Annotated in this window: 18 protein-coding genes and 1 riboswitch; of the genes, 13 read left to right on the forward strand and 5 right to left on the reverse strand. The window is 62.6% G+C overall.

Going from position 1 to position 19,980, the window contains the following annotated elements; genetic code table 11:
- The first annotated feature begins 16 nt into the window (after positions 1 to 16).
- Entirely contained in the window at positions 17 to 838 is an 822-nt protein-coding gene (locus HX818_RS06885; RefSeq protein ID WP_177019698.1) for an HDOD domain-containing protein, read from the forward strand.
- Here HX818_RS06885 and HX818_RS06890 read toward each other — a convergent pair whose 3' ends face one another.
- Both HX818_RS06890 and HX818_RS06895 read right to left on the reverse strand, forming a co-directional pair.
- Positions 839 to 2,224, reverse strand: coding sequence for a sensor histidine kinase (locus HX818_RS06890; RefSeq protein ID WP_003212006.1), 1,386 nt, complete (start codon positions 2,222 to 2,224; stop codon positions 839 to 841).
- Positions 2,217 to 2,888 (reverse strand): response regulator, encoded by a 672-nt coding sequence (locus tag HX818_RS06895; RefSeq protein ID WP_003212008.1) that lies wholly within the window; start codon positions 2,886 to 2,888, stop codon positions 2,217 to 2,219. Before HX818_RS06895 ends, HX818_RS06890 begins: the two co-directional genes overlap by 8 nt.
- Positions 2,889 to 3,124: 236 nt before the next feature.
- On the opposite strand from HX818_RS06895, the gene HX818_RS06900 reads away from it, so the two are divergent.
- From HX818_RS06900 to HX818_RS06920, 5 genes are all read left to right on the forward strand, one after another.
- Positions 3,125 to 4,405, forward strand: a complete 1,281-nt coding sequence (locus tag HX818_RS06900) for an OprD family porin (protein ID WP_008437839.1) — start codon at positions 3,125 to 3,127, stop codon at positions 4,403 to 4,405.
- Between the two features lie 28 nt (positions 4,406 to 4,433).
- Complete coding sequence (locus tag HX818_RS06905) at positions 4,434 to 5,420, forward strand: tripartite tricarboxylate transporter substrate binding protein (RefSeq protein WP_161635736.1); 987 nt, start codon at positions 4,434 to 4,436, stop codon at positions 5,418 to 5,420.
- A 130-nt stretch (positions 5,421 to 5,550) separates the two neighbouring features.
- The gene (locus HX818_RS06910) at positions 5,551 to 6,009 is read left to right on the forward strand and encodes a tripartite tricarboxylate transporter TctB family protein (protein WP_008437838.1); all 459 of its coding nucleotides are present in this window, start codon (positions 5,551 to 5,553) and stop codon (positions 6,007 to 6,009) included.
- Position 6,010: 1 nt separating this feature from the next.
- Positions 6,011 to 7,525, forward strand: coding sequence for a tripartite tricarboxylate transporter permease (locus tag HX818_RS06915; RefSeq protein WP_087692609.1), 1,515 nt, complete (start codon positions 6,011 to 6,013; stop codon positions 7,523 to 7,525).
- Entirely contained in the window at positions 7,518 to 8,555 is a 1,038-nt protein-coding gene (locus HX818_RS06920; RefSeq protein ID WP_003212018.1) for an AbrB family transcriptional regulator, read from the forward strand. The genes HX818_RS06915 and HX818_RS06920 overlap by 8 nt, the downstream gene beginning before the upstream one ends.
- 68 nt (positions 8,556 to 8,623) lie before the next feature.
- Here HX818_RS06920 and ung read toward each other — a convergent pair whose 3' ends face one another.
- Positions 8,624 to 9,316 carry a uracil-DNA glycosylase gene (ung, locus tag HX818_RS06925; RefSeq protein WP_003212020.1) on the reverse strand — a complete coding sequence of 231 codons (693 nt, stop codon included), beginning with the start codon at positions 9,314 to 9,316 and terminating at the stop codon, positions 8,624 to 8,626.
- A gap of 135 nt (positions 9,317 to 9,451) precedes the next feature.
- Here ung and HX818_RS06930 point away from each other — a divergent pair, with 135 nt between their 5' ends.
- A complete protein-coding gene (locus HX818_RS06930) occupies positions 9,452 to 10,564 on the forward strand; it encodes an enoyl-CoA hydratase/isomerase family protein (protein ID WP_087692610.1) in 1,113 nt (370 codons plus the stop codon).
- On the opposite strand, the gene HX818_RS06935 is transcribed toward HX818_RS06930, so the two are convergent.
- The gene (locus HX818_RS06935; RefSeq protein ID WP_177019699.1) at positions 10,558 to 11,007 is read right to left on the reverse strand and encodes a DUF3757 domain-containing protein; all 450 of its coding nucleotides are present in this window, start codon (positions 11,005 to 11,007) and stop codon (positions 10,558 to 10,560) included. The two genes, HX818_RS06930 and HX818_RS06935, sit on opposite strands and share 7 nt — an antisense overlap.
- 160 nt (positions 11,008 to 11,167) lie before the next feature.
- Positions 11,168 to 11,524, reverse strand: coding sequence for a hypothetical protein (locus tag HX818_RS06940; protein WP_003212026.1), 357 nt, complete (start codon positions 11,522 to 11,524; stop codon positions 11,168 to 11,170).
- Between the two features lie 302 nt (positions 11,525 to 11,826).
- A riboswitch (guanidine-I (ykkC/yxkD leader) is annotated at positions 11,827 to 11,927 on the forward strand.
- A gap of 61 nt (positions 11,928 to 11,988) precedes the next feature.
- Between HX818_RS06940 and HX818_RS06945 the strand changes: the two genes are divergently transcribed.
- The 6 genes from HX818_RS06945 to uca all read left to right on the forward strand — a co-directional run bounded on the left by HX818_RS06945 (position 11,989) and on the right by uca (position 19,956).
- Positions 11,989 to 13,056, forward strand: a complete 1,068-nt coding sequence (locus HX818_RS06945) for a putative urea ABC transporter substrate-binding protein (protein WP_177019700.1) — start codon at positions 11,989 to 11,991, stop codon at positions 13,054 to 13,056.
- A 12-nt stretch (positions 13,057 to 13,068) separates the two neighbouring features.
- Entirely contained in the window at positions 13,069 to 13,884 is an 816-nt protein-coding gene (locus HX818_RS06950) for an ABC transporter permease (protein WP_003212030.1), read from the forward strand.
- Positions 13,881 to 14,645, forward strand: a complete 765-nt coding sequence (locus tag HX818_RS06955) for an ABC transporter ATP-binding protein (protein WP_003212032.1) — start codon at positions 13,881 to 13,883, stop codon at positions 14,643 to 14,645. Before HX818_RS06950 ends, HX818_RS06955 begins: the two co-directional genes overlap by 4 nt.
- Entirely contained in the window at positions 14,642 to 15,367 is a 726-nt protein-coding gene (locus HX818_RS06960; protein ID WP_003212035.1) for an urea amidolyase associated protein UAAP1, read from the forward strand. The genes HX818_RS06955 and HX818_RS06960 overlap by 4 nt, the downstream gene beginning before the upstream one ends.
- Before the next feature lie 9 nt (positions 15,368 to 15,376).
- On the forward strand, positions 15,377 to 16,009 hold the full coding sequence (locus tag HX818_RS06965) for an urea amidolyase associated protein UAAP2 (protein ID WP_003212037.1): 633 nt from the start codon (positions 15,377 to 15,379) through the stop codon (positions 16,007 to 16,009).
- Positions 16,010 to 16,314: 305 nt separating this feature from the next.
- Positions 16,315 to 19,956: an urea carboxylase gene (uca, locus tag HX818_RS06970; RefSeq protein WP_177019701.1), complete on the forward strand. Its 3,642-nt coding sequence runs from the start codon at positions 16,315 to 16,317 to the stop codon at positions 19,954 to 19,956.
- The last annotated feature ends 24 nt before the right edge of the window (positions 19,957 to 19,980 follow it).

Here is a 19,980-nt window from a genome sequence, read left to right on the forward strand (position 1 = left end):
ACCCTAGAGATCTTGAATGAACAAGCTGGCGGAAAAAGTCCAACAGGCGTTGGTTGTGGCCATCGATAACGATGACTTGGTTCTGCCAACGCTGCCGGAAGTGGCCCTGAACATTCGCCAGGCCGCCGAAGACCCGGACATCAGCATCAGCCACCTGAGCAAAGTGATCGGCCGCGACACCGCCTTGTCGGCGCGGCTGATCAAAGTGGTCAACAGCCCCCTGTTGCGCGCGACCCAGGAAGTCACCGACCTGCACACCGCCATCACCCGCCTGGGCACCAACTACAGCAGCAACCTGGCGATCGGCCTGGTGATGGAACAGATCTTCCACGCCCGTTCCGAAGTGGTCGAACAGAAGATGCGCGATGTCTGGCGGCGCAGCCTGGAAGTGGCCGGCGTGAGCTATGCGTTGTGCCGCAACCACAGCCAGTTGAAGCCTGACCAGGCGGCGCTGGGTGGGCTGGTGCACCAGATTGGCGTGCTGCCGATCCTGACCTTCGCCGAAGATCACTATGAACTGCTGTCCGATCCGGTCAGCCTCGATCACGTGATTGAAAGCATCCACCCGTTGCTGGGGGACAAGCTGCTGCGGCGCTGGGACTTCCCGGAAATGCTGGTGAACCTGCCGGCGCAGTACATGAACCTTGAGCGCGACTCCGAGCGCCTGGACTATATCGACCTGGTGCAGGTCGCCGTGTTGTATTGCCACCGCGACACTGACCACCCGCTGGCCAGCGTGCCGATATTGACGGTACCTGCGATCAAGAAGCTGCGACTCGCCCCCTACAGCGACACCTTGCGCGCCGAGCTGGATGAAGCACGGTCGATGTTCTACTGATTACCCCGCGATAAAACTGACCCGCACTTTCAAACCCGCCAACTCTCCGTCATGCAAGCTGATCTGCGCCAGATGTGCCCGGCAGATCTCGCCAACAATCGCCAACCCCAAGCCCGCCCCCAAGCCCTGCTGGCTGCGCCGATAGAAGCGCTCGAACACTCGGTCCCGCTCATCCAGCGGGATGCCCGGGCCGTCATCTTCCACCTCAAGTACCGCCGGCGCCGTGACCCGCAGGATCACGTTGCCGCCCGGGGGCGTGTGGGCCAGGGCGTTGTCCACCAGGTTGCTCAACAACTCGTTCAACAAGGTGGGCTCGCCCCGCAGCCACACCGGTTCATCCGCCTCCAGCGCCAGGGCCACGCCACGCGCATGGGCCAGCGGCGCCATGGCCATGCCCAGCTCGCGAGCCAACTGGCTCAGGTCCAGCAACTGGGCCCCGCCTTCGGCAATCGCCCGGGCGCCGTTTTCGATGCGCGCCAGCGAGAGCAATTGATTGGCCAGGTGAGTCAGGCGATCAGTGCCCTGGGCTGCGGTTTCCAGGGTGGTGCGCCAGGTAGCCGGATCTTCGGCACGCAGGCCAAGCTCCAAGCGTGCCTTGAGCGCTGCCAACGGAGTGCGCAGCTCATGGGCGGCATCGGCAATAAACTGTGCCTGGCGCTCGAACTGCCCGCGCAGGCGTTCGGTGAAATGGTTGAGCGCATGTACCAGCGGGCCCAATTCATGCTGCACCTCCACCAGCGGCAATGGCCGCAGGTCATCGGGCTGACGCTCTTCCACGGCCGTGCGCAAGCGCTCCAACGGCCGCAGCGCCGCACTCACGGCAAAGAACACCAACAACAAAGCACCGATGGCCAGCATCCCCAGGCGTAGCAAGGTATCGGCCATCAGGCTGCGCGCCATCGCCACCCGCGCCTCGTCGGTTTCGGCCACGCGGATTTCCGCCATGCCGTTCATGTTCGGTTCGGAGACTGCCTTGAGCAGGCTGACCACTCTCACGTTCTGGCCCTGATACCTGGCGTTATAAAAGCGCGCCAGCGCCGGATAGTCATCGGTGCGTGGAGTTCCCGGCGGCGGGCCCGGCAGGTTTTCGTAGCCGGAAATCAGCTTCTGGTGAATATCGTTGACCTGGTAGTAGATCCGCCCGGCGCTGTCGTAGGCGAACGTATCCAGGGCGACGTAGGGCACATCGGCACTCAAGGTGCCGTCGCGGTGGGACAGGCCGGCCGCAATGGTCCGCGCCGAGGCCAACAGCGTGCGGTCGTAAGCCGTGTCCGCCGCCTCGCGCCCATTCCAGTAAGCGCTCAAGCCGCTGGCAATCATCAACACCACCAGCAACAGCGCCAGGTTCCACAGCAGGCGCCAGCGCAGGCTGCTGGGCTTATGCATCGCGGGCTTCCAGCAGGTACCCCAGGCCACGGAAGGTGACGATGGCCACAGGCTGGCCATCGAGTTTCTTGCGCAGGCGGTGCACGTAGATTTCGATGGCATCGGGGCTGGCCTCTTCATCCAGGCCAAACACCTGGGAGGCCAGTTGCTCCTTGCTCATCACCCGGCCAGGACGCGCGATCAGCGCCTCAAGCACCGCCTGCTCGCGGGAGGTCAACGTCAGCAATTCGCCGCCCAGGGTGAAGCGCCGCGTGTCCAGGTCGTAAATCAGCACACCACACGCCTGTTGCCGCTCACCGCCCAGCACGCTACGGCGCAGCAGCGCCTTGACCCGGGCTTCCAGCTCCGTCAGTTCGAACGGCTTGGCCAGGTAGTCATCCGCGCCCAGGTTGAGGCCATGCACGCGGTCCTTCACATCACTGCGTGCGGTCAACATCAACACCGGCAGATTTTTCCCACGGGCCCGCAGGCGCGCCAATACTTCGAAACCGTCCATGCGCGGCAGGCCCACATCGAGAATCGCCACCGCGTATTCCTCGCTGCTCAAGGCCAGGTCCGCCGCCACTCCATCGTGCAACACGTCGACGGTCAAACCCGTGCTCTTGAGCGCCTGGGCGACACTTTCGGCTAGCTGCAGATGGTCTTCGACCAGAAGGACACGCATGGGTTTTTACCTCGTTCGGGGGTGGTCGGCGCCACGCTTTGCCGGGGAGTTTACAGGCGCGGCCTGCGCTGTGAAGCCCGAAAACATTGAAAGGCGACTGAAAGGTTAGTGAAAGCTTCGCCCTTTAGCATCCAGCCACGGTGGGTTTCGCCTGCCGAGCTATTTCACCCATAGCGCCCGAAAAACGCCTCGAAGCGTTTTCGCCAAAATAAGAACAATAACGGAGTACACCCACGATGCTGCGCACACAGCCGCCTGCTCGTTCTTCTCGTATCACCCAGACCGCCCTTGCCAGTGCCGCCGCCCTCGCCGGCTTTTCGCCCGCAGGCCAGGCCGCCTTTTTCGAGGACAGCACCGCCACCCTCGAAACCCGCAACATGTACTTCAACCGCGACTTTCGCGACGGCACCAGCGCACAACAATCCAAGCGCGACGAGTGGGCCCAGGGCTTCATGCTCAACCTGCAGTCGGGCTATACCGACGGTACCGTCGGCTTCGGCGTGGATGCGCTGGGCATGCTCGGGGTCAAGCTCGACTCCAGCCCCGACCGCACCGGCACCGGGCTGTTGCCGACCCACGACGACGGCCGCGCCGCCAACGAATATTCCAAACTCGGCCTGACCGGCAAAGTGAAGATCTCCGCCACCGAGCTGAAGATCGGCGCGCTGATCCCCGAATTGCCGATCCTCAAGCCCAACGACGGGCGCATCCTGCCGCAGACGTTTGAAGGCGGCCTGCTCAGTTCCAGGGAATTCAAGAACCTGGTGTTCACCGGCGGCCGCCTGAACAAGGCCAAGGACCGCGACGACACCAACTACGAAGACATCGGCCTCAACAACAAGAACAGCCGCTTCCTCAGCGGCGCCACCGGCAAGCATTTCGACTTCGGCGGCGTGGACTATAAATTCGCCGACAAGATCACCGGCAGCTACCACTTCGCCCAACTCGACGACGTGTACCGCCAGCATTTCCTCGGCCTCGTGGCCTCGCGCCCGATGGGCCCCGGCACCTTCGGCGCCGACCTGCGCCTGGCCGTCAGTGACGACACCGGCGCGGCGCGCGGCGGCAAGATCGACAACACCTCCCTCAACGGCCTCTTCAGCTATGCCCTCAATGGCCATAAGCTCAGCGCCGGTTACCAGCACATGTCCGGCGACAGCGCCTTTCCCTACGTGGACGGTAGCGATCCTTACCTTGTCAACTTCGTGCAGATCAACGACTTTGCCGGCGCCGAAGAACGCTCCTGGCAGGCCCGCTACGACTACGACTTCGCCAAGCTGGGGATTCCCGGCCTGAGTTTCATGAGCCGTTACCTGTCGGGTGACAACATCAAGCTCAAGAACGGCGAGACCGGCAAGGAGTGGGAACGCAACAGCGAGATCCGCTATGTGGTGCAAAGCGGCACGTTCAAGGACGTGGCCGTGCGTCTGCGCAATGCCACCTACCGTTCCAACTATTCGGCCCGTGATGCGGATGAAGTGCGCCTGCTGGTGAGCTACAGCGTCGCACTCTGGTAACAGCAACCTCATAACAACAATGATGGAGATGAACATGACCCTTTCACTGCGTAAATTTGCCCTGACGGCCAGCTGCATGCTGTTCGCCAGCCAACTGCTGGCCGCCGAGCCCAAGCGCCCGGAATGCATCGCCCCGGCGTCCCCCGGCGGTGGTTTCGACCTGACCTGCAAACTGGCGCAGAGCGCGCTGGTCAACGAGAAACTGCTGAGCAAGCCGATGCGCGTGACCTACATGCCCGGCGGCGTGGGCGCGGTGGCCTACAACGCCGTCGTGGCGCAGCGTCCGGCCGACGCCGGCACGCTGGTGGCGTGGTCCAGCGGCTCGCTGTTGAACCTGGCCCAGGGCAAATTTGGCCGCTTCGATGAAAGCGCCGTGCGCTGGCTCGCGGCCGTCGGCACCAGCTACGGTGCCATCGCGGTGAAAAGCGATTCGCCCTACAAAAACCTCGACGATCTGGTCAAGGCCCTGAAGAAAGATCCGGGCAGCGTGGTCATCGGTTCCGGCGGCACCGTCGGCAGCCAGGACTGGATGCAAACCGCCCTGATCGCCAAGGCCGCCGGCATCAACCCGCGTGACCTGCGCTACGTGGCACTGGAAGGCGGCGGCGAGATCGCCACCGCCCTGCTCGGCGGCCATATCCAGGTAGGCAGTACCGACATCTCCGACTCCATGCCGCACATCCTCAGTGGTGACATGCGCCTGCTGGCGGTGTTCTCCGACGAACGCCTGGACGAGCCGGAAATGAAGAACATCCCGACCGCCAAGGAACAAGGCTACGACATCGTCTGGCCGGTGGTGCGTGGCTTCTACCTCGGGCCAAAAGTCAGCGACGAAGACTATGCCTGGTGGAAAGACGCCTTCGACAAACTGCTGGCTTCCGAAGAGTTCGCCAAGCTGCGTGACCAGCGCGAGCTGTTCCCGTTCGCCATGACCGGCCCGGAGCTGGACACCTACGTGAAGAAACAGGTGGCTGACTACAAAGTGCTGGCCAAAGAGTTCGGCCTGATCCAGTAATCGCCCCTCTGTGGGAGCGGGCTTGCTCGCGAAAAACTTCAACGATGACGCGTGCTGCCTGTATAAACGCGACGTCCTGGCGTTCTTCGTGAGCAAGCTCGCGCCTACAAGAGTCTCCAAGGAGTTTCCCATGCTCTTACAACGCATTTTCGCCTCAGTGATGTTGCTGGTCTGTGCCGGCCTCGCACTGATGGCCTGGCCATATCAGGCGTCGTTTTCCTACGAGCCGGTAGGGCCTCGGGCCTACCCGCTGCTGATGCTCGGGCTGATGGGCCTGGGCCTGATCTACATGCTGTTTCGTCCACAGCCCACCAAGCACACAGAAGAAGAGCCCGCGCTGGACCGCCAGACCCTGATCAAGATCGGCATCTGCGTCGGGTTGCTGCTGGTGTTTGCCGGCACCTTCGAACCCTTGGGTTTCATCCTCAGCAGCATGCTGATCGGCATTCCGATGGCGCGCCTGTATGGCGGCCGCTGGATGCCCAGCGTGGTGATCGTGACCTTGATGAGCATCGGTCTTTACCTGCTGTTCGACAAGGCCATGGATGTACCGCTGCCGCTCGGCCTGCTTGAAGTTCTGGAGAACTGATATGGATACGTTCAGCTATTTGGGCCAGGGCTTCGGCGTTGCACTGACCCCTTACAACCTGATCACCGCACTGTGCGGCACCTTGATCGGCACCGTGGTCGGCCTGTTGCCGGGCCTTGGGCCGATCAACGGCGTAGCGCTGTTGATCCCCATCGCATTTGCCCTGGGGCTGCCGCCTGAGTCGGCATTGATCCTGTTGGCGGCCGTGTACCTGGGCTGCGAATACGGCGGGCGCATCAGCTCGATCCTGTTGAACATCCCGGGTGAAGCTTCCACCGTGATGACCACCCTCGACGGCTACCCGATGGCTCGCAAAGGCCTGGCGGGCGTGGCGTTGTCGCTGTCGGCGTGGAGTTCGTTCATCGGTGCGTTTATCGCCACCTGCGGCATGGTGCTGTTCGCCCCGCTGCTGGCCAAATGGGCGATTGCCTTCGGCCCGGCGGAATATTTCGTACTGATGGTGTTTGCCATCGTCTGCCTGGGCGGCATGGCCGGTGACAAGCCGCTGAAGACCTTTGTCGCGGCATTGATCGGCCTGTTTCTGTCAGCAGTGGGTATCGATGCCAACAGCGGCGTATACCGCTTCACCGGCGATAACATCCACCTGACCGACGGCATCCAGTTCGTGGTGCTTGTATTGGGCCTGTTCTCCATCAGCGAGATCCTGTTGCTGCTGGAAAAAACCCACCGTGGCCAGGAAGCCGTGAAAGCCACCGGACGCATGATGTTCAACCTGAAGGAAGCTTGCGCGGTATTCGTCGTGAATATTCGCTGCGGCCTGCTGGGTTTCATCATGGGTGTATTGCCGGGCGCGGGTGCCACACTGGCCTCGGCCGTGGCCTACATGACCGAAAAACGCCTGGCCGGTGCCAGCGGTAAATTCGGCCAGGGCGACATGCGCGGCCTCGCGGCTCCGGAAACCGCGATCGGCGCTTCCGCCTGCGGCGCCCTGGTGCCGATGCTGACCCTCGGCGTACCCGGCTCGGGCACCACGGCGGTGATGATCGGCGCCCTGTCGCTGTACAACATCACCCCCGGCCCGCTGCTGTTCCAACAGCAACCGGACATCGTCTGGGGCCTGATCGCCTCGTTGTTTATCGCCAACATCATGCTGGTGATCCTCAACATCCCGATGATCCGCATCTTCACCCGCATCCTTGCCGTGCCGAACTGGGCACTGGTGCCGGTGATCGCCATCATCACTGCGATCGGTGTGTACGCGGTTCACGCCACCACCTTCGACCTGTTCCTGATGGTCGGCATCGGCATCTTCGGCTACATCCTGCGCAAGCTGGATTTCCCGCTCTCGCCGGTGCTGCTGGGCTTTATCCTCGGCGGGTTGATGGAGCAGAACCTGCGTCGTGCGCTGTCGATTTCCAACGGCGAATTGCAGATCCTCTGGTCGAGCCCGATCACCTTCGGCGTGTGGGTACTGACGGCCTTGATGCTGTTGTTCCCGCTCCTGCGCATCTGGCGCAAGCGTTCCCTGCAGCGTCGTGCCGTGGCCGATGTCTGAGGCCACGTTCAGAAACTGGTGGGCAACACCGCTGGTCGGTCTGCTGGGCGGGTATCTCGCCAGCCAGATCGGCTGGCCACTGCCGTACATGGTCGGCTCGTTGCTGGCGATCATCCTGGTGCGCTGCCTGACACCCTGGCAGCTCGCGGAAATTCCCGGCGGCCGCAAATGCGGCCAATGGGTGGTGGGCATCGGCATCGGCCTGCACTTCACCCCGGTGGTGATCGAGCAGGTGATGAGCCACTTCGGCCTGATCTTCTTCGGCGCGCTGGTCACCAGCCTCTCCAGCATCGTGGGTGTGTGGTTGATGCGCCGCAGCGGTGAAGACCGTGCCACAGCGTTTTTCTCGAGCATGCCGGGTGGGTCGGGGGAGATGGTCAACCTCGGCGCACGCAACGGCGCAGTGCTCAGCCGCGTCGCGGCGGGCCAGAGTTTGCGGGTATTGGTGGTGGTGCTCTGTGTGCCGGCGGCGTTCAAGTATTTGCTGGGGGAAGGTGCCCCGCAGTTTCATCCGGCGACGGTGGATTGGACCTGGCTGGCGCTGCTGTTTCCCGTCGGCGCACTGGTGGCCTGGGGCTGGCAACGCTTGCGTCAGCCAAACCCCTGGCTGTTCGGGCCGCTGCTGGTCAGTGCCGCCGCCAGCATTACCTGGGACTTGCACATCGGGCTGCCCGACGGCGGCAGCCAGATCGGCCAGTGGCTGATCGGCAGCGGCCTGGGCTGCCACTTCAACCGGCAGTTCTTCCGGCGCGCGCCGTTGTTCATGGGACGTACGTTGATCGGTACGGCGTTGACCATGTTGATTGCGACGCTGGCGGCTGTGGGCTTGAGCGCACTCACACATCTGGACCTGCGTTCGCTGACACTGGGCATGATGCCAGGCGGAATTGCGGAAATGAGCCTGACGGCGGAAACCCTGCAACTGTCGGTGCCGTTGGTGACGGCGATGCAGGTGATGCGTTTGTTGTTTGTGCTGTTTCTGGCGGAGCCGTTGTTTCGGCACTGGAACCGGCAGCCAGACAAAATCTGAAGCCCAAGAGACGTTCAATTGTAGGAGCTGTCGAGCTTTAGCGAGACAGCTCCTACATTGGAGCTATGTCAAACCGGCGGCAATCGCCACTCGATCGGCGTCTCGCCATTCTGCTCAAGAAACTTGTTGGTGCGGCTGAAATGCCCGCAACCAATAAACCCTCTATAGGCCGACAACGGCGACGGATGCACCGACGTCAGCACCAGGTGCTTGGTGGCGTCGATCAGCTTCTGCTTGCCCTGCGCATGGGCGCCCCACAGCAAGAACACCAGGTGCGGCTGATGCTCGCTCACCACTTCAATAATCCGATCGGTAAAGAACTGCCAGCCCTTGCCCGCATGGGCGTTGGCATTCGCGCGCTCCACGGTCATGGTGGTGTTGATCATCAGCACGCCCTGGTCGGCCCAGCTTTGCAGGTAGCCGTGGTTGGGAATGTCGATGTTCAGGTCACGCTTGAGTTCTTTGTAGATATTGACCAGCGACGGCGGTGCCGGCACGCCCGGTTGCACCGAGAAGCACAAGCCGTGGGCCTGGCCCGGGCCGTGATACGGGTCCTGGCCGAGGATCACCACCTTGACCTTGTCCAGGGGCGTTGAGTTGAGTGCGTTGAAGATCATCGGGCCGGGTGGGTAGATCTCCTTGCCTGCCGCGTGCTCCTGGCGCAGGAATTCCCGCAACTGGGCCATGTACGGCTGGTCGAACTCGTCACGCAGGGCGTGTTTCCAGCTGGGTTCGAGTTTGATACGGTCGTCGGTGGTCATGGTTACGCTGTCTAGTCAAAAGAATGAGGCGAACCCTAGGAAAGCCGACCTTGCTTGTCAATTGATCTGACGCAGATACCGCACTTTCCTGCGAAGCGATCATACTGAACCTTCACTTTCTCGATTGAGGTCATGATGAACCTGCACTTCGAAGAGCTGATTGGCACCGGCGGCGCCCGCGTTGGCATCGCCAGCCTGGACGCGGAAAAATCCCTCAATGCCTTGTCGTTGCCGATGATCCTGGCCCTGAGCGAACGCCTGGACGCCTGGGCCAAAGACCCGCAAATCGTCTGCGTGCTGCTGCGCGGCAATGGCCCCAAGGCCTTTTGCGCCGGTGGCGAAGTACGCAGCCTGGCCCAGGCCTGCCGTGAACATCCCGGCGAAGTACCGGCGCTGGCCGCGCAATTTTTCGCCGCGGAGTACCGCCTCGACTACCGCCTGCACACCTATCCCAAACCGCTGATCTGCTGGGGCCACGGCTATGTGCTGGGCGGTGGCATGGGCTTGCTGCAAAGCGCCGCCGTGCGCATCGTCACGCCAAGCAGCCGCCTGGCCATGCCGGAAATCAGCATCGGCCTGTACCCGGACGTGGGCGCCAGTTGGTTCCTGTCTCGCCTGCCCGGCAAGTTGGGGTTGTTCCTCGGCCTGACCGGCGCCCATATGAATGGCCGCGACGCCCTGGACCTGGGCTTGGCTGACCGTTTCCTGCTGGATGAACAACAAGACGAACTGCTTGAAGGCCTGCTGCAACTGAACTGGCAGGAACAGACCGACATGCAGCTCAACAGCCTGCTCAAGGCCCTGGCCCAGGAAGCCGCCGTCCAGTTGCCCGAAGCCCAATGGCTGCCGCGCCGTGGGCAGATCGACGAGTGGCTGGACGTGGGGGATGTGCGCTGTGCGTGGCGAGCCTTGAGCCAGTTACGCGATCACACCGACCCGCTGCTCCGCCGCGCAGGCAAGACCCTGAACGAAGGCTGCCCGCTGACCGCGCACCTGGTGTGGGAACAGATCCAGCGAGCGCGGCACCTGTCCCTGGCCCAGGTGTTCCAGATGGAATACACCTTGAGCCTGAACTGCTGCCGTCACCCGGAATTCAGCGAAGGTGTGCGGGCGCGGTTGATCGACAAGGACCAGCAGCCACACTGGCACTGGCCGGACATCAACTTGATCCCCGAGGCCGTGGTGCAGGCGCACTTCCACAAGGTCTGGGAAGGGCGGCATCCGCTGGCGGACCTGTCTGACTATTGAGCGCCCGTCGGCGCTTTTTTGCCCTCGAACGTGAAGGCACAATTATCGGGTTGGTGGTCGTCGCACTGGAAAATCTGTTGCCCGAAAGCATCGGTGCCCGGTACCCAATGCGTGGTATCTGCCAGCGACATTGAGCCCCCGGCTTGAGCCGTGCCGTACCTCAGGGTGACTGTCTTACCCCTCAGGGTTTTATAAATGCACTTTTCCAGATAGCCCTGCTTGCGCTCGTCCTGCTCGCTTGGAGTAAAAAGCGCGCCGACAAAGGTTTCCACGAATTCCCCGCCGCTCATTGCCTGGCTTATCCATGGCGAGTCGCTGTCAGTTCCCTGAAAGTGACCGTCAACGTACCGTACAGCACTCGGGTAAGGACAGGATTGCGCTGCTGCCAACGTACTGACGCCAAGAAAAGCAAAAAATAACAGGTAGAGCGGGCTGACGTTCATGTCATGGGTTCCATCAGTCGATGCTGGAAGCGATACGTCAAACAGGCGACTGCTCCCAATTAACTACAGGCGTAACCCACAGGATAGCTGTCAAATATGACAGTGCCGACCAACGGTAAACAAAAACGGCGCCTGAGCGCCGTTTTTCCAATTATTCCTATCAGCGATGACCGCCGCCACGGCCTCCACCCTGACCACCACCCTGGCCATGTCCGCCACCATTACCCCAGTGACTGTTGCCCCAACCTTGGTTTGGGTAAGGCCGATAACCCGCGCGCGGCCCCGCAGGATAATAGCGCGGCGCCGGCTGGTAATAACGCGGCGACGGGTAATAACGCTGCGGTGGCGGGTAGTATCCCTGGCGGTAATGGTAATACGGGCCGCCGCCGTAGTAATACGCCGGCGCGGGCGCCGTGTAGACCTCGGAACCGTAGTAGGCCTGGCCGCCACCGTAATAAGGCGCGCACGCAGAAAGGGTCAAGCCGAGCAAAGCGATGAGAAGCAGTCGACGATACATGGCGGCCTCCTGGACCGCGGAAGAGCACACCCAGCGACGCTGGGGGGCGGCAAACAGCTTTCACTGCCTGACGAAATATCTGACATCAAAAACGGAATCTGGTGCGATTTAGACATAGATTGATACATCTGCCGGTCGCCTCATTGCAGTGCAACCCCGCACCACCACGACGCATATTCACCGCACGTTTCGCCCTCCTCCTCGCGCCAACCCGCGCCATTACTGCACCCGTGCCACTTGGCACGACTCTCGCTTTACCTCTCCCGTGCAGGAGTCATCACAGGTTCGCGGCACCACAATTTGCAATGGCTGACTAGGGTTCCGGCTCGCTAAGGCGAGTGGCTGGTCCGAGAGTCGGCGACCTCCAGTTGAGGTTACACGGCGGGATAAAAGCCCGGGAGACAAGCCACCGTTCACGGTGCCGCGTTGCTCCTGCTCGCCCTTGATCAACTGGAGAAGCATCCATGCCCTCGATACGTTTACCCGCCCTGCTCGCCGCCGCCTTCGCCGCCGTGGTGAGTTTTTCCGCCCAAGCCGCCCCCAAAGACCATTTCAGCGTGTGCTGGACGATCTATGCCGGCTGGATGCCGTGGGAATACGCCGGCAGCCAAGGCATCCTCGACAAGTGGGCCAAGAAGTACGGCATCAAGATCGACATGGTGCAGCTCAATGACTACGTCGAATCCATCAACCAGTACACCGCCGGCCAGTTCGACGGCTGCACCATGACCAACATGGACGCCCTGACCATTCCCGCCGCCGGCGGCGTGGACAGCACCGCGCTGGTGGTCAGCGACTTCTCCAATGGCAACGATGGCGTGGTCATCAAAGGTGAAGGCAAGACCGTCGCCGACCTCAAGGGCATGAACGTCAACCTGGTGGAACTCTCCGTGTCCCACTACCTGCTGGCCCGCGCCCTGGAGTCGGCCAACCTCAGCGAAAAAGACCTGAAAGTGGTCAACACCTCCGACGCCGACATCGCCGCCGCCTTCAACACCGACCAGGTCAAGGCCGTCACCACCTGGAACCCGATGCTCTCGGAGATCAAGGCCAAGCCCGGTGTCACCGAAGTGTTCGACTCCAGCAAAGTGCCCGGCGAAATCATGGACATGATGGTGGTCAACACCCAGACCCTCAAGGACAACCCCAAGCTGGGCAAAGCGTTGACCGGCGCCTGGTTTGAAGTGGTGGCGCTGATGAACGCGAAAAACGCCGTCAGCACCGACGCCCTGGAACACATGGCCAAGGCCTCCGGCACCGACCTCAAGGGCTTCCAGTCGCAACTGGATACCACCAAGCTGTTCGCCACGCCCAAGGAAGCCCTGGCCTTTGCCACCAGCGCGCAGTTGCCCGCCACCATGGGCAAGGTCGCCGAGTTCTCGTTTAAACACGGCCTGCTGGGTGAAGGTGCCAAGGACACCAACGCCGTGGGCATGAGCTTCGCCAATGGCGTGACCCGCGGCGACACCGCCAACCTCAAGCTGCATTTCGACCCCAGCTACGTACAGATGGCCGCCGACGGCACGCTGTAAGAGGACCCGGCCATGCGCCTGATCAACCGTCACCCGGAACGCTCCAGTCGCCTGCTGTTGGTGCTGCTGCCCTTCGCCCTGCTGCTGTTCGCCTACTTCGTGGGCTCGGCCGAGCGCCTGGCAGACAACCCCAACGACAAGCTGCTGCCCAGCGCCGCACAAATGGGCGACGCAGTGAAACGCCTGGCCTTCAGCGCCGACACTCGCACCGGTGAATACGTGCTGTGGCAAGACAGCGCCTCAAGCCTGCGCCGCCTGGCGATCGGCCTGGGCATCAGCGCCCTCGCCGGCCTGTGCCTGGGCATTGCAGCCGGCACCTTGCCGCTGTTTGGCGCACCGTTGTCGCCGTTACTGACGGTGCTGTCGATGGTGCCGCCGCTGGCGATCCTGCCGATCCTGTTCATCGTGTTCGGGCTGGGGGAATTGTCGAAAGTGATGCTGATCGTGATCGGTATCACCCCGGCCCTGGCGCGGGACCTGGAACAGCGGGCACGGGAAATTCCCGTGGAGTTGCTGGTGAAGGCACAGACCCTCGGCGCCTCCACCTGGACCCTGATGCTGCGGGTGGTGCTGCCGCAATTGCTGCCACGCTTGCTGATCTCCCTGCGCTTGATGCTCGGCTCGGCGTGGCTGTTCCTGATTGCAGCCGAAGCCATCGCCTCCACCGACGGTTTGGGTTACCGGATCTTCCTGGTGCGCCGCTACCTGGCGATGGACGTGATCCTGCCCTACGTGGTGTGGATCACCCTGCTGGCCTGGCTGATGGACTGGGGCCTCAAGGCCCTGACCCGGCGCGCGTTCCCCTGGTACGAAGGAGCGCGGGCATGAGTTTTATCAGCGTCAACAATGTGTGGCAGCGCTATGGCGACCAGGTGGTATTGGAGCGCCTGAACCTGCACGTGGCCGAAGGCGAATTCTGCACCCTGGTCGGCACCTCCGGTTGCGGCAAATCGACCTTCCTGCGCCTGCTGCTGGGGCAGGAAACCGCCAGCCATGGCGAGATCCTGCTGGACGGTAAACCGCTCGCCGCCGAACCCGATGCCAGCCGTGGCGTGGTGTTCCAGCGCTACTCGGTGTTCCCGCATCTGACGGTGCTGGACAACGTTGCGCTGGGCCTTGAGTTGCCGCGTTCAGCGTTGCTCGGCCGCCTGTTCGGCAGCGCGAAAAAACAGGCCCGGGAACAGGCCGCAGCGCTGCTGCATAAAGTCGGTTTGGGCCATGCCCTGGACAAGTACCCGGCGCAGCTTTCCGGCGGTATGCAGCAGCGGCTGGCCATCGCCCAGGCGCTGATCATGAAGCCCCGCGTGTTGCTGCTGGACGAACCCTTCGGCGCCCTCGACCCGGGCATTCGCAAAGACATGCACCTGCTGTTGCTGGAGCTGTGGCGCGAAACCAGGCTGACGGTGTTCATGGTCACCCACGACCTCAGCGAAGGCTTCAGCCTCGGCACCCGCTTGCTGGTATTCGACAAGGTGCGCCTCGACCCACACGCCCCCGGCGCCTACGGCGCCCGCATCACCTACGACATCCCTTTGAACAGCGAGCGCCGCAAGGCGATCGCCGCCGAACTTGGAGCCACTTCCAAATGACCGACTCAACTCAATTGTTCCCACCTTTCGCCGAGGAAATGCTCCCCGGCGGCGGCCACCGTTCCTTTGTACTCAAGCGCGGCCAACTGCTGCGCCTCACCGACATTCGCGGCGGCGCCAACGTCAGCCTGACCCTGCTCAATGCCAATGAAAAAACCGAGCGCCTGAACCTGCCCGACAGCCTCAAATGCCAACACACCGCCAAGCTCACCAACGGCCATTGCCTGTACTCGGACATGGGCCGCGTGCTGGCTGCCATCACCGCCGACACCTGCGGCTGGAGTGACAGTATCGGCGGCGTGTCATGCGCCTCCGAGGTCGCGGAAAAATATGGCAAAGGCCGCTATCAAGAGCTGCGCAACGGCTTCTACCGCAACGGCACCGACAACCTGCTGGTGGAACTGGGCAAGTGGGGCCTGGGGCTGTCCGACCTGCTGATGACCCTCAACCTGTTCAGCAAAGTCACGGTAGATGAAGCTGGCAGCCTGCACTTTGTCCCCGGTCACTCCAAGGCCGGCGACTACATCGAACTCTACGCACCGATGGACACACTGGTGGTGCTCACCGCGCTGCAACATCCCATGGACCCCAACCCCGAGTACGCGCCGCAGCCGCTGAAACTCAGCTGGATGAACGCCGACCCAAGCGTCGCCGAACACTGCCGTACCTCGCGCCCGGAAAACGAGCGCGGCTTTATCAACACCGACCGTCTGTTCGCTTGAGGACCTGCCATGTCTATCGCACTCGCCAAACAACCGGACGCGGCCGTGTACCGCGCGACCATTCCCGCCGGCGAACCCTGGCTGATGGAAGTCAAGGCCGGCCAGACCCTGCGCATCCTCGACCTGGAGGGCAACCAGGCGGTCGACACGCTGTTCTACAGCCTGAAAAACCCCAGGGAACGCTACGACGTGCAGCGCACCCTGCGTCGGCAAAACAGCGTGTACCTGAGCACCGGCAGCGTGCTGTATTCCAACCTCGGCCAGCCGATGCTGACCATCGTCGACGACACCTGCGGACGCCACGACACCCTTGGCGGCGCCTGCGCCCAAGAGAGCAACACCGTGCGCTACGCCCTGGAAAAACGCTACATGCACAGCTGCCGCGACAACTACCTGCGGGCCTGCGCCCACGATGGCAGGCTGGGTAAAAGCGACATCGGGCCGAACATCAATTTCTTCATGAACGTGCCGGTGACCGCCGATGGCGGGTTGACCTTCGAGGACGGGATTTCGGCCCCCGGCAAGTACGTCGACCTGCGGGCCGAGATGGACGTGATCGTACTGATCTCCAACTGCCCGCAACTGAACAACCCGTGCAACGGCTACAACCCAACCCCTGCGGAGTTACTGGTATGGAACTGAAGATCAAGCGGTTGCGCCAGTGGTTGTTCGCCCTGTGCCAGGCCCGCGCCGGGCAGTGTCTGCGAAAACGCTGAAGATCAACTGTGGAAGATGACCTGTAGGAGCTGGCTTGCCTGCGATAGCGGTGGATCAGCCAACATATGGGGTGACTGATCCTCCGCCATCGCGGGCAAGCCCGGCTCCCACAGTTGATCTCCATTGGTGTTGAAATTTGCGCTGCGGACGACCGTAGCGCCACCCACATTTGCGGGACGGCCCGCATCCCAGGACAAGGCCGAGCACTCATCGGCCTGCGGGGTTTTGCCATGTTCGAAAAACTGTTGATCGCCAACCGTGGCGCCATCGCCTGCCGCATCCTGCGCACCTTGCGTGAGCTTTCGGTCAAGGGCGTGGCGGTGTATTCCGAAGCCGATGCCGCGAGCCTGCATATCCAGCAAGCGGATGAGGCCTACAGCCTGGGCGAAGGCGCGGCGGCCGGCACCTATTTGTCGGTGGAGAAAATCCTCGCCACGGCCAAGGCCTGTGGCGCCACCGCGATTCATCCCGGCTATGGCTTTCTATCGGAAAACGCCGCCTTCGCCGAAGCCTGCGAAACAGCAGGCATCGCCTTCGTCGGCCCGACGCCGGAACAGCTGCGGGTATTCGGCCTCAAGCACACCGCGCGCGCGTTGGCCAGGCAGCACAACATCCCGCTGCTGGAAGGCACCGAGCTGCTCAACAGCCTCGACGCCGCACTACTGGCCGGGGAAACCGTGGGCTATCCGATCATGCTTAAAAGCACCGCCGGTGGTGGCGGGATCGGCATGCGCGTGTGCCACAGCGCCGATGAATTGCGCGACTGTTTCGAGGCAGTGAAACGCCTGGGCCAGAACAATTTCAGCGATGCCGGTGTGTTTATCGAGAAGTACATCCAGCACGCCCGGCACCTGGAAGTGCAGGTGTTTGGTGATGGCTGCGGCGAGGTCATCGCCCTCGGGGTGCGCGACTGTTCGGTGCAGCGGCGCAACCAGAAAGTGCTTGAAGAAACCCCGGCGCCGAACCTGCCCGACGGCATGGCGGATGAGCTGTGCCGTGCCGCCATCACCCTGGCCAAGGCAGTGAATTACCGCAGCGCCGGCACCGTGGAATTTATCTTTGATAGCGCCGATGGCCGCTTCTATTTTCTGGAAGTGAACACCCGGTTGCAGGTGGAACATGGCGTCACCGAGCAAGTGTGGGGCGTGGACCTGGTGCGCTGGATGGTGCAATTGGCCGCCGGGGAAATGCCGCCATTGCGGGAACTGCAACTGAAGCCTCACGGCCACGCGATTCAGGCACGCCTGTACGCCGAAGATCCGGGCCGGGAGTTTCAGCCAAGCCCGGGGCTTTTGACGTATGTGGACTTCCCGGTCGCAGAAGGCCTGCGCATCGACACGTGGGTGGAGGCCGGTTGCGAGATTCCGCCCTACTTCGACCCGATGATCGCCAAGCTCATCACCTGGGCGCCGACCCGCGAACAGGCACGCCTGGATTTGCATCAAGCCCTGAGCAACAGCCAACTGTACGGCGTGGAAACCAACCGCGATTATCTGCGCCAGATTCTGCTCGCTACACCGTTCGCCAGTGGCCATCCGTGGACGCGCTGCCTTGAAGATTTGGTGTACCACGCCAACACGTTTGAAGTGCTCAGCGCCGGCACGCAAACCAGTGTGCAGGACTATCCGGGGCGCCTCGGTTACTGGGCCGTAGGCGTGCCGCCGTCGGGGCCGATGGACAGTCGCGCGCTGCGCCTGGGCAATCGCCTGCTGGGCAATGCCGAGGGCACCGCTGCACTGGAAATCACCATGAGCGGGCCGTTGCTGCGCTTCAATTGTGCGGCGGTGGTGGCGGTGACGGGTGCAGACATTGTGCTGCGCTTGAATCATGAAGCGGTACCGATGAACACCGCGTTGCTGATCCCGGCGGGCGCAACCTTGAGCCTGGGCACCATCGCCGGGGCCGGTGCTCGCAGCTACCTTTGCGTGCGCGGCGGGCTGCAGGTTCCGGATTATCTGGGAAGCAAAAGTACCTTCACCCTTGGCCAGTTTGGTGGGCATGGCGGGCGGGCTTTGCGGGCGGGTGATGTGTTGCACTTACTGCCGTTGGAGGATCTCAGTTGCGGCAATACGCTAGTGCCTGAACCGCTTGGCGAGGTGCGAACACTGCGGGTGATCTACGGCCCCCACGGCGCGCCGGAATACTTCAAGCCCGAGTACATCGAGACGTTCTTTGCCACCCAGTGGGAAGTGCATTTCAACTCCAGCCGCACGGGTGTGAGGTTGATCGGGCCGAAGCCTCTGTGGGCGCGTACGGATGGCGGTGAGGCGGGGTTGCATCCGTCGAATATTCACGACAATCCCTATGCGATCGGTGCGGTGGATTTTACCGGGGACATGCCGGTGATCCTCGGCCCCGATGGCCCGAGCCTGGGTGGGTTTGTATGCCCGGTGACGGTGATCGAGGCGGACTTGTGGCAGTTGGGCCAGCTCAAGGCGGGTGACAAAATCTGCTTCACCCCCGTCGATATCAAGACCGCCCGAGACCTCGCCTTGAACTGGGATCGTTCCCACGCTCTGCGTGGGAATGCCGCCTGGGACGCTCCGCGTCCCGCTGTCGACGCAATGACGCAGAGCGTCACAGGATGCATTCCCACGCAGAGCGTGGGAATGATCAGGTCGCCTGTTGTTCTGGACATCGGCCAGGCCGACACCCGCCTCGTCGCCCGCCTCGCCGGCGACACCCACCTGCTCCTGGAAATCGGCGCCCCGGAACTCGACCTGGTGCTGCGCTTTCGCGCCCACGCCCTGATGCAAGCCCTCGAAGCACAAGCCCTGCACGGCGTCATCGACCTGACACCCGGCATCCGCTCCCTGCAAATCCACTACCAGCCCGAACAACTTACCCTCGCCGACCTCCTGGCGCTGATCACCGCCGAATGGCACGCCGTCTGCGCCAGCCAAAACCTGCAAGTGCCGTCGCGCATCGTCCACCTGCCACTGTCCTGGGACGACCCGGCCTGCCAACTGGCGATCGAAAAATACATGACCACCGTGCGCAAGGATGCCCCGTGGTGCCCGAGCAACCTGGAGTTCATCCGCCGCATCAACGACCTGGCCAACCTCGACGAAGTGCGCCACACCGTGTTCGATGCCAGCTACCTGGTGATGGGCCTGGGCGACGTCTACCTCGGCGCGCCCGTGGCCACGCCGCTGGACCCGCGTCACCGCCTGGTCACCACCAAGTACAACCCGGCACGCACCTGGACCGCCGAAAACTCCGTGGGCATCGGTGGCGCCTACCTGTGCGTGTACGGCATGGAAGGCCCCGGCGGTTATCAGTTCGTCGGGCGTACCTTGCAGATGTGGAACCGCTACCGGGAAGTCGCCGCGTTCGATGGCAAACCGTGGTTGCTGCGCTTCTTCGACCAGATCCGCTTTTACCCGGTGAGCGCCGATGAGCTGGTGCAGATTCGCCGGGATTTTCCCCTTGGGCGGTTTGAACTGAGCATCGAACACAGTCAGTTGAACCTGACGGATTACCAGGCCTTTCTCGCGCAGGAAGCCGAAAGCATCGGCGCGTTTCGCGGGCAACAACAGCGCGCGTTCAACGCCGAACGCGAACGCTGGATCGCCAGCGGCCAGGCGCATTTCGACAGCGAGGAACTCGCCGCACCACAGGGCGCAGACACGCCCTTGCAGGCCAACGAATACAGCATCGACAGCCACATCGCCGGCAATCTCTGGCAAGTGCAGGTGAGCGCTGGCGAACGCGTGGCGGCGGGGGATGTGCTGGTGATCCTGGAGTCGATGAAAATGGAAATCCCGGTAGTCGCACCGTTCGCCGGTACCGTAAGGGAAATCCCCGTGCAACCGGGCAGCGGCATTGGCGCAGGCCAACGGGTGGTGGTGCTGGAGCGTGATTTGCAATAACGCGGCGGGGCTGTATCGTGCAAG

This window comes from Pseudomonas sp. F9001 (genome assembly GCF_013385435.1).
GTDB lineage: Bacteria > Pseudomonadota > Gammaproteobacteria > Pseudomonadales > Pseudomonadaceae > Aquipseudomonas.

Coding starts and splice junctions, on each gene's coding strand:
- HX818_RS06945 (WP_177019700.1), top strand. CDS start 11,989: ATGCCCTCGATACGTTTACCCGCCCTGCTCGCCGCCGCCTTCGCCGCC.
- uca (WP_177019701.1), top strand. CDS start 16,315: ATGTTCGAAAAACTGTTGATCGCCAACCGTGGCGCCATCGCCTGCCGC.
- HX818_RS06960 (WP_003212035.1), top strand. CDS start 14,642: ATGACCGACTCAACTCAATTGTTCCCACCTTTCGCCGAGGAAATGCTC.
- HX818_RS06915 (WP_087692609.1), top strand. CDS start 6,011: ATGGATACGTTCAGCTATTTGGGCCAGGGCTTCGGCGTTGCACTGACC.
- HX818_RS06920 (WP_003212018.1), top strand. CDS start 7,518: ATGTCTGAGGCCACGTTCAGAAACTGGTGGGCAACACCGCTGGTCGGT.
- HX818_RS06895 (WP_003212008.1), bottom strand. CDS start 2,888: ATGCGTGTCCTTCTGGTCGAAGACCATCTGCAGCTAGCCGAAAGTGTC.
- HX818_RS06935 (WP_177019699.1), bottom strand. CDS start 11,007: ATGAACGTCAGCCCGCTCTACCTGTTATTTTTTGCTTTTCTTGGCGTC.
- HX818_RS06950 (WP_003212030.1), top strand. CDS start 13,069: ATGCGCCTGATCAACCGTCACCCGGAACGCTCCAGTCGCCTGCTGTTG.
- HX818_RS06905 (WP_161635736.1), top strand. CDS start 4,434: ATGAACATGACCCTTTCACTGCGTAAATTTGCCCTGACGGCCAGCTGC.
- HX818_RS06940 (WP_003212026.1), bottom strand. CDS start 11,524: ATGTATCGTCGACTGCTTCTCATCGCTTTGCTCGGCTTGACCCTTTCT.
- HX818_RS06890 (WP_003212006.1), bottom strand. CDS start 2,224: ATGCATAAGCCCAGCAGCCTGCGCTGGCGCCTGCTGTGGAACCTGGCG.
- HX818_RS06965 (WP_003212037.1), top strand. CDS start 15,377: ATGTCTATCGCACTCGCCAAACAACCGGACGCGGCCGTGTACCGCGCG.
- HX818_RS06930 (WP_087692610.1), top strand. CDS start 9,452: ATGAACCTGCACTTCGAAGAGCTGATTGGCACCGGCGGCGCCCGCGTT.
- HX818_RS06955 (WP_003212032.1), top strand. CDS start 13,881: ATGAGTTTTATCAGCGTCAACAATGTGTGGCAGCGCTATGGCGACCAG.
- HX818_RS06885 (WP_177019698.1), top strand. CDS start 17: ATGAACAAGCTGGCGGAAAAAGTCCAACAGGCGTTGGTTGTGGCCATC.
- HX818_RS06910 (WP_008437838.1), top strand. CDS start 5,551: ATGCTCTTACAACGCATTTTCGCCTCAGTGATGTTGCTGGTCTGTGCC.
- ung (WP_003212020.1), bottom strand. CDS start 9,316: ATGACCACCGACGACCGTATCAAACTCGAACCCAGCTGGAAACACGCC.
- HX818_RS06900 (WP_008437839.1), top strand. CDS start 3,125: ATGCTGCGCACACAGCCGCCTGCTCGTTCTTCTCGTATCACCCAGACC.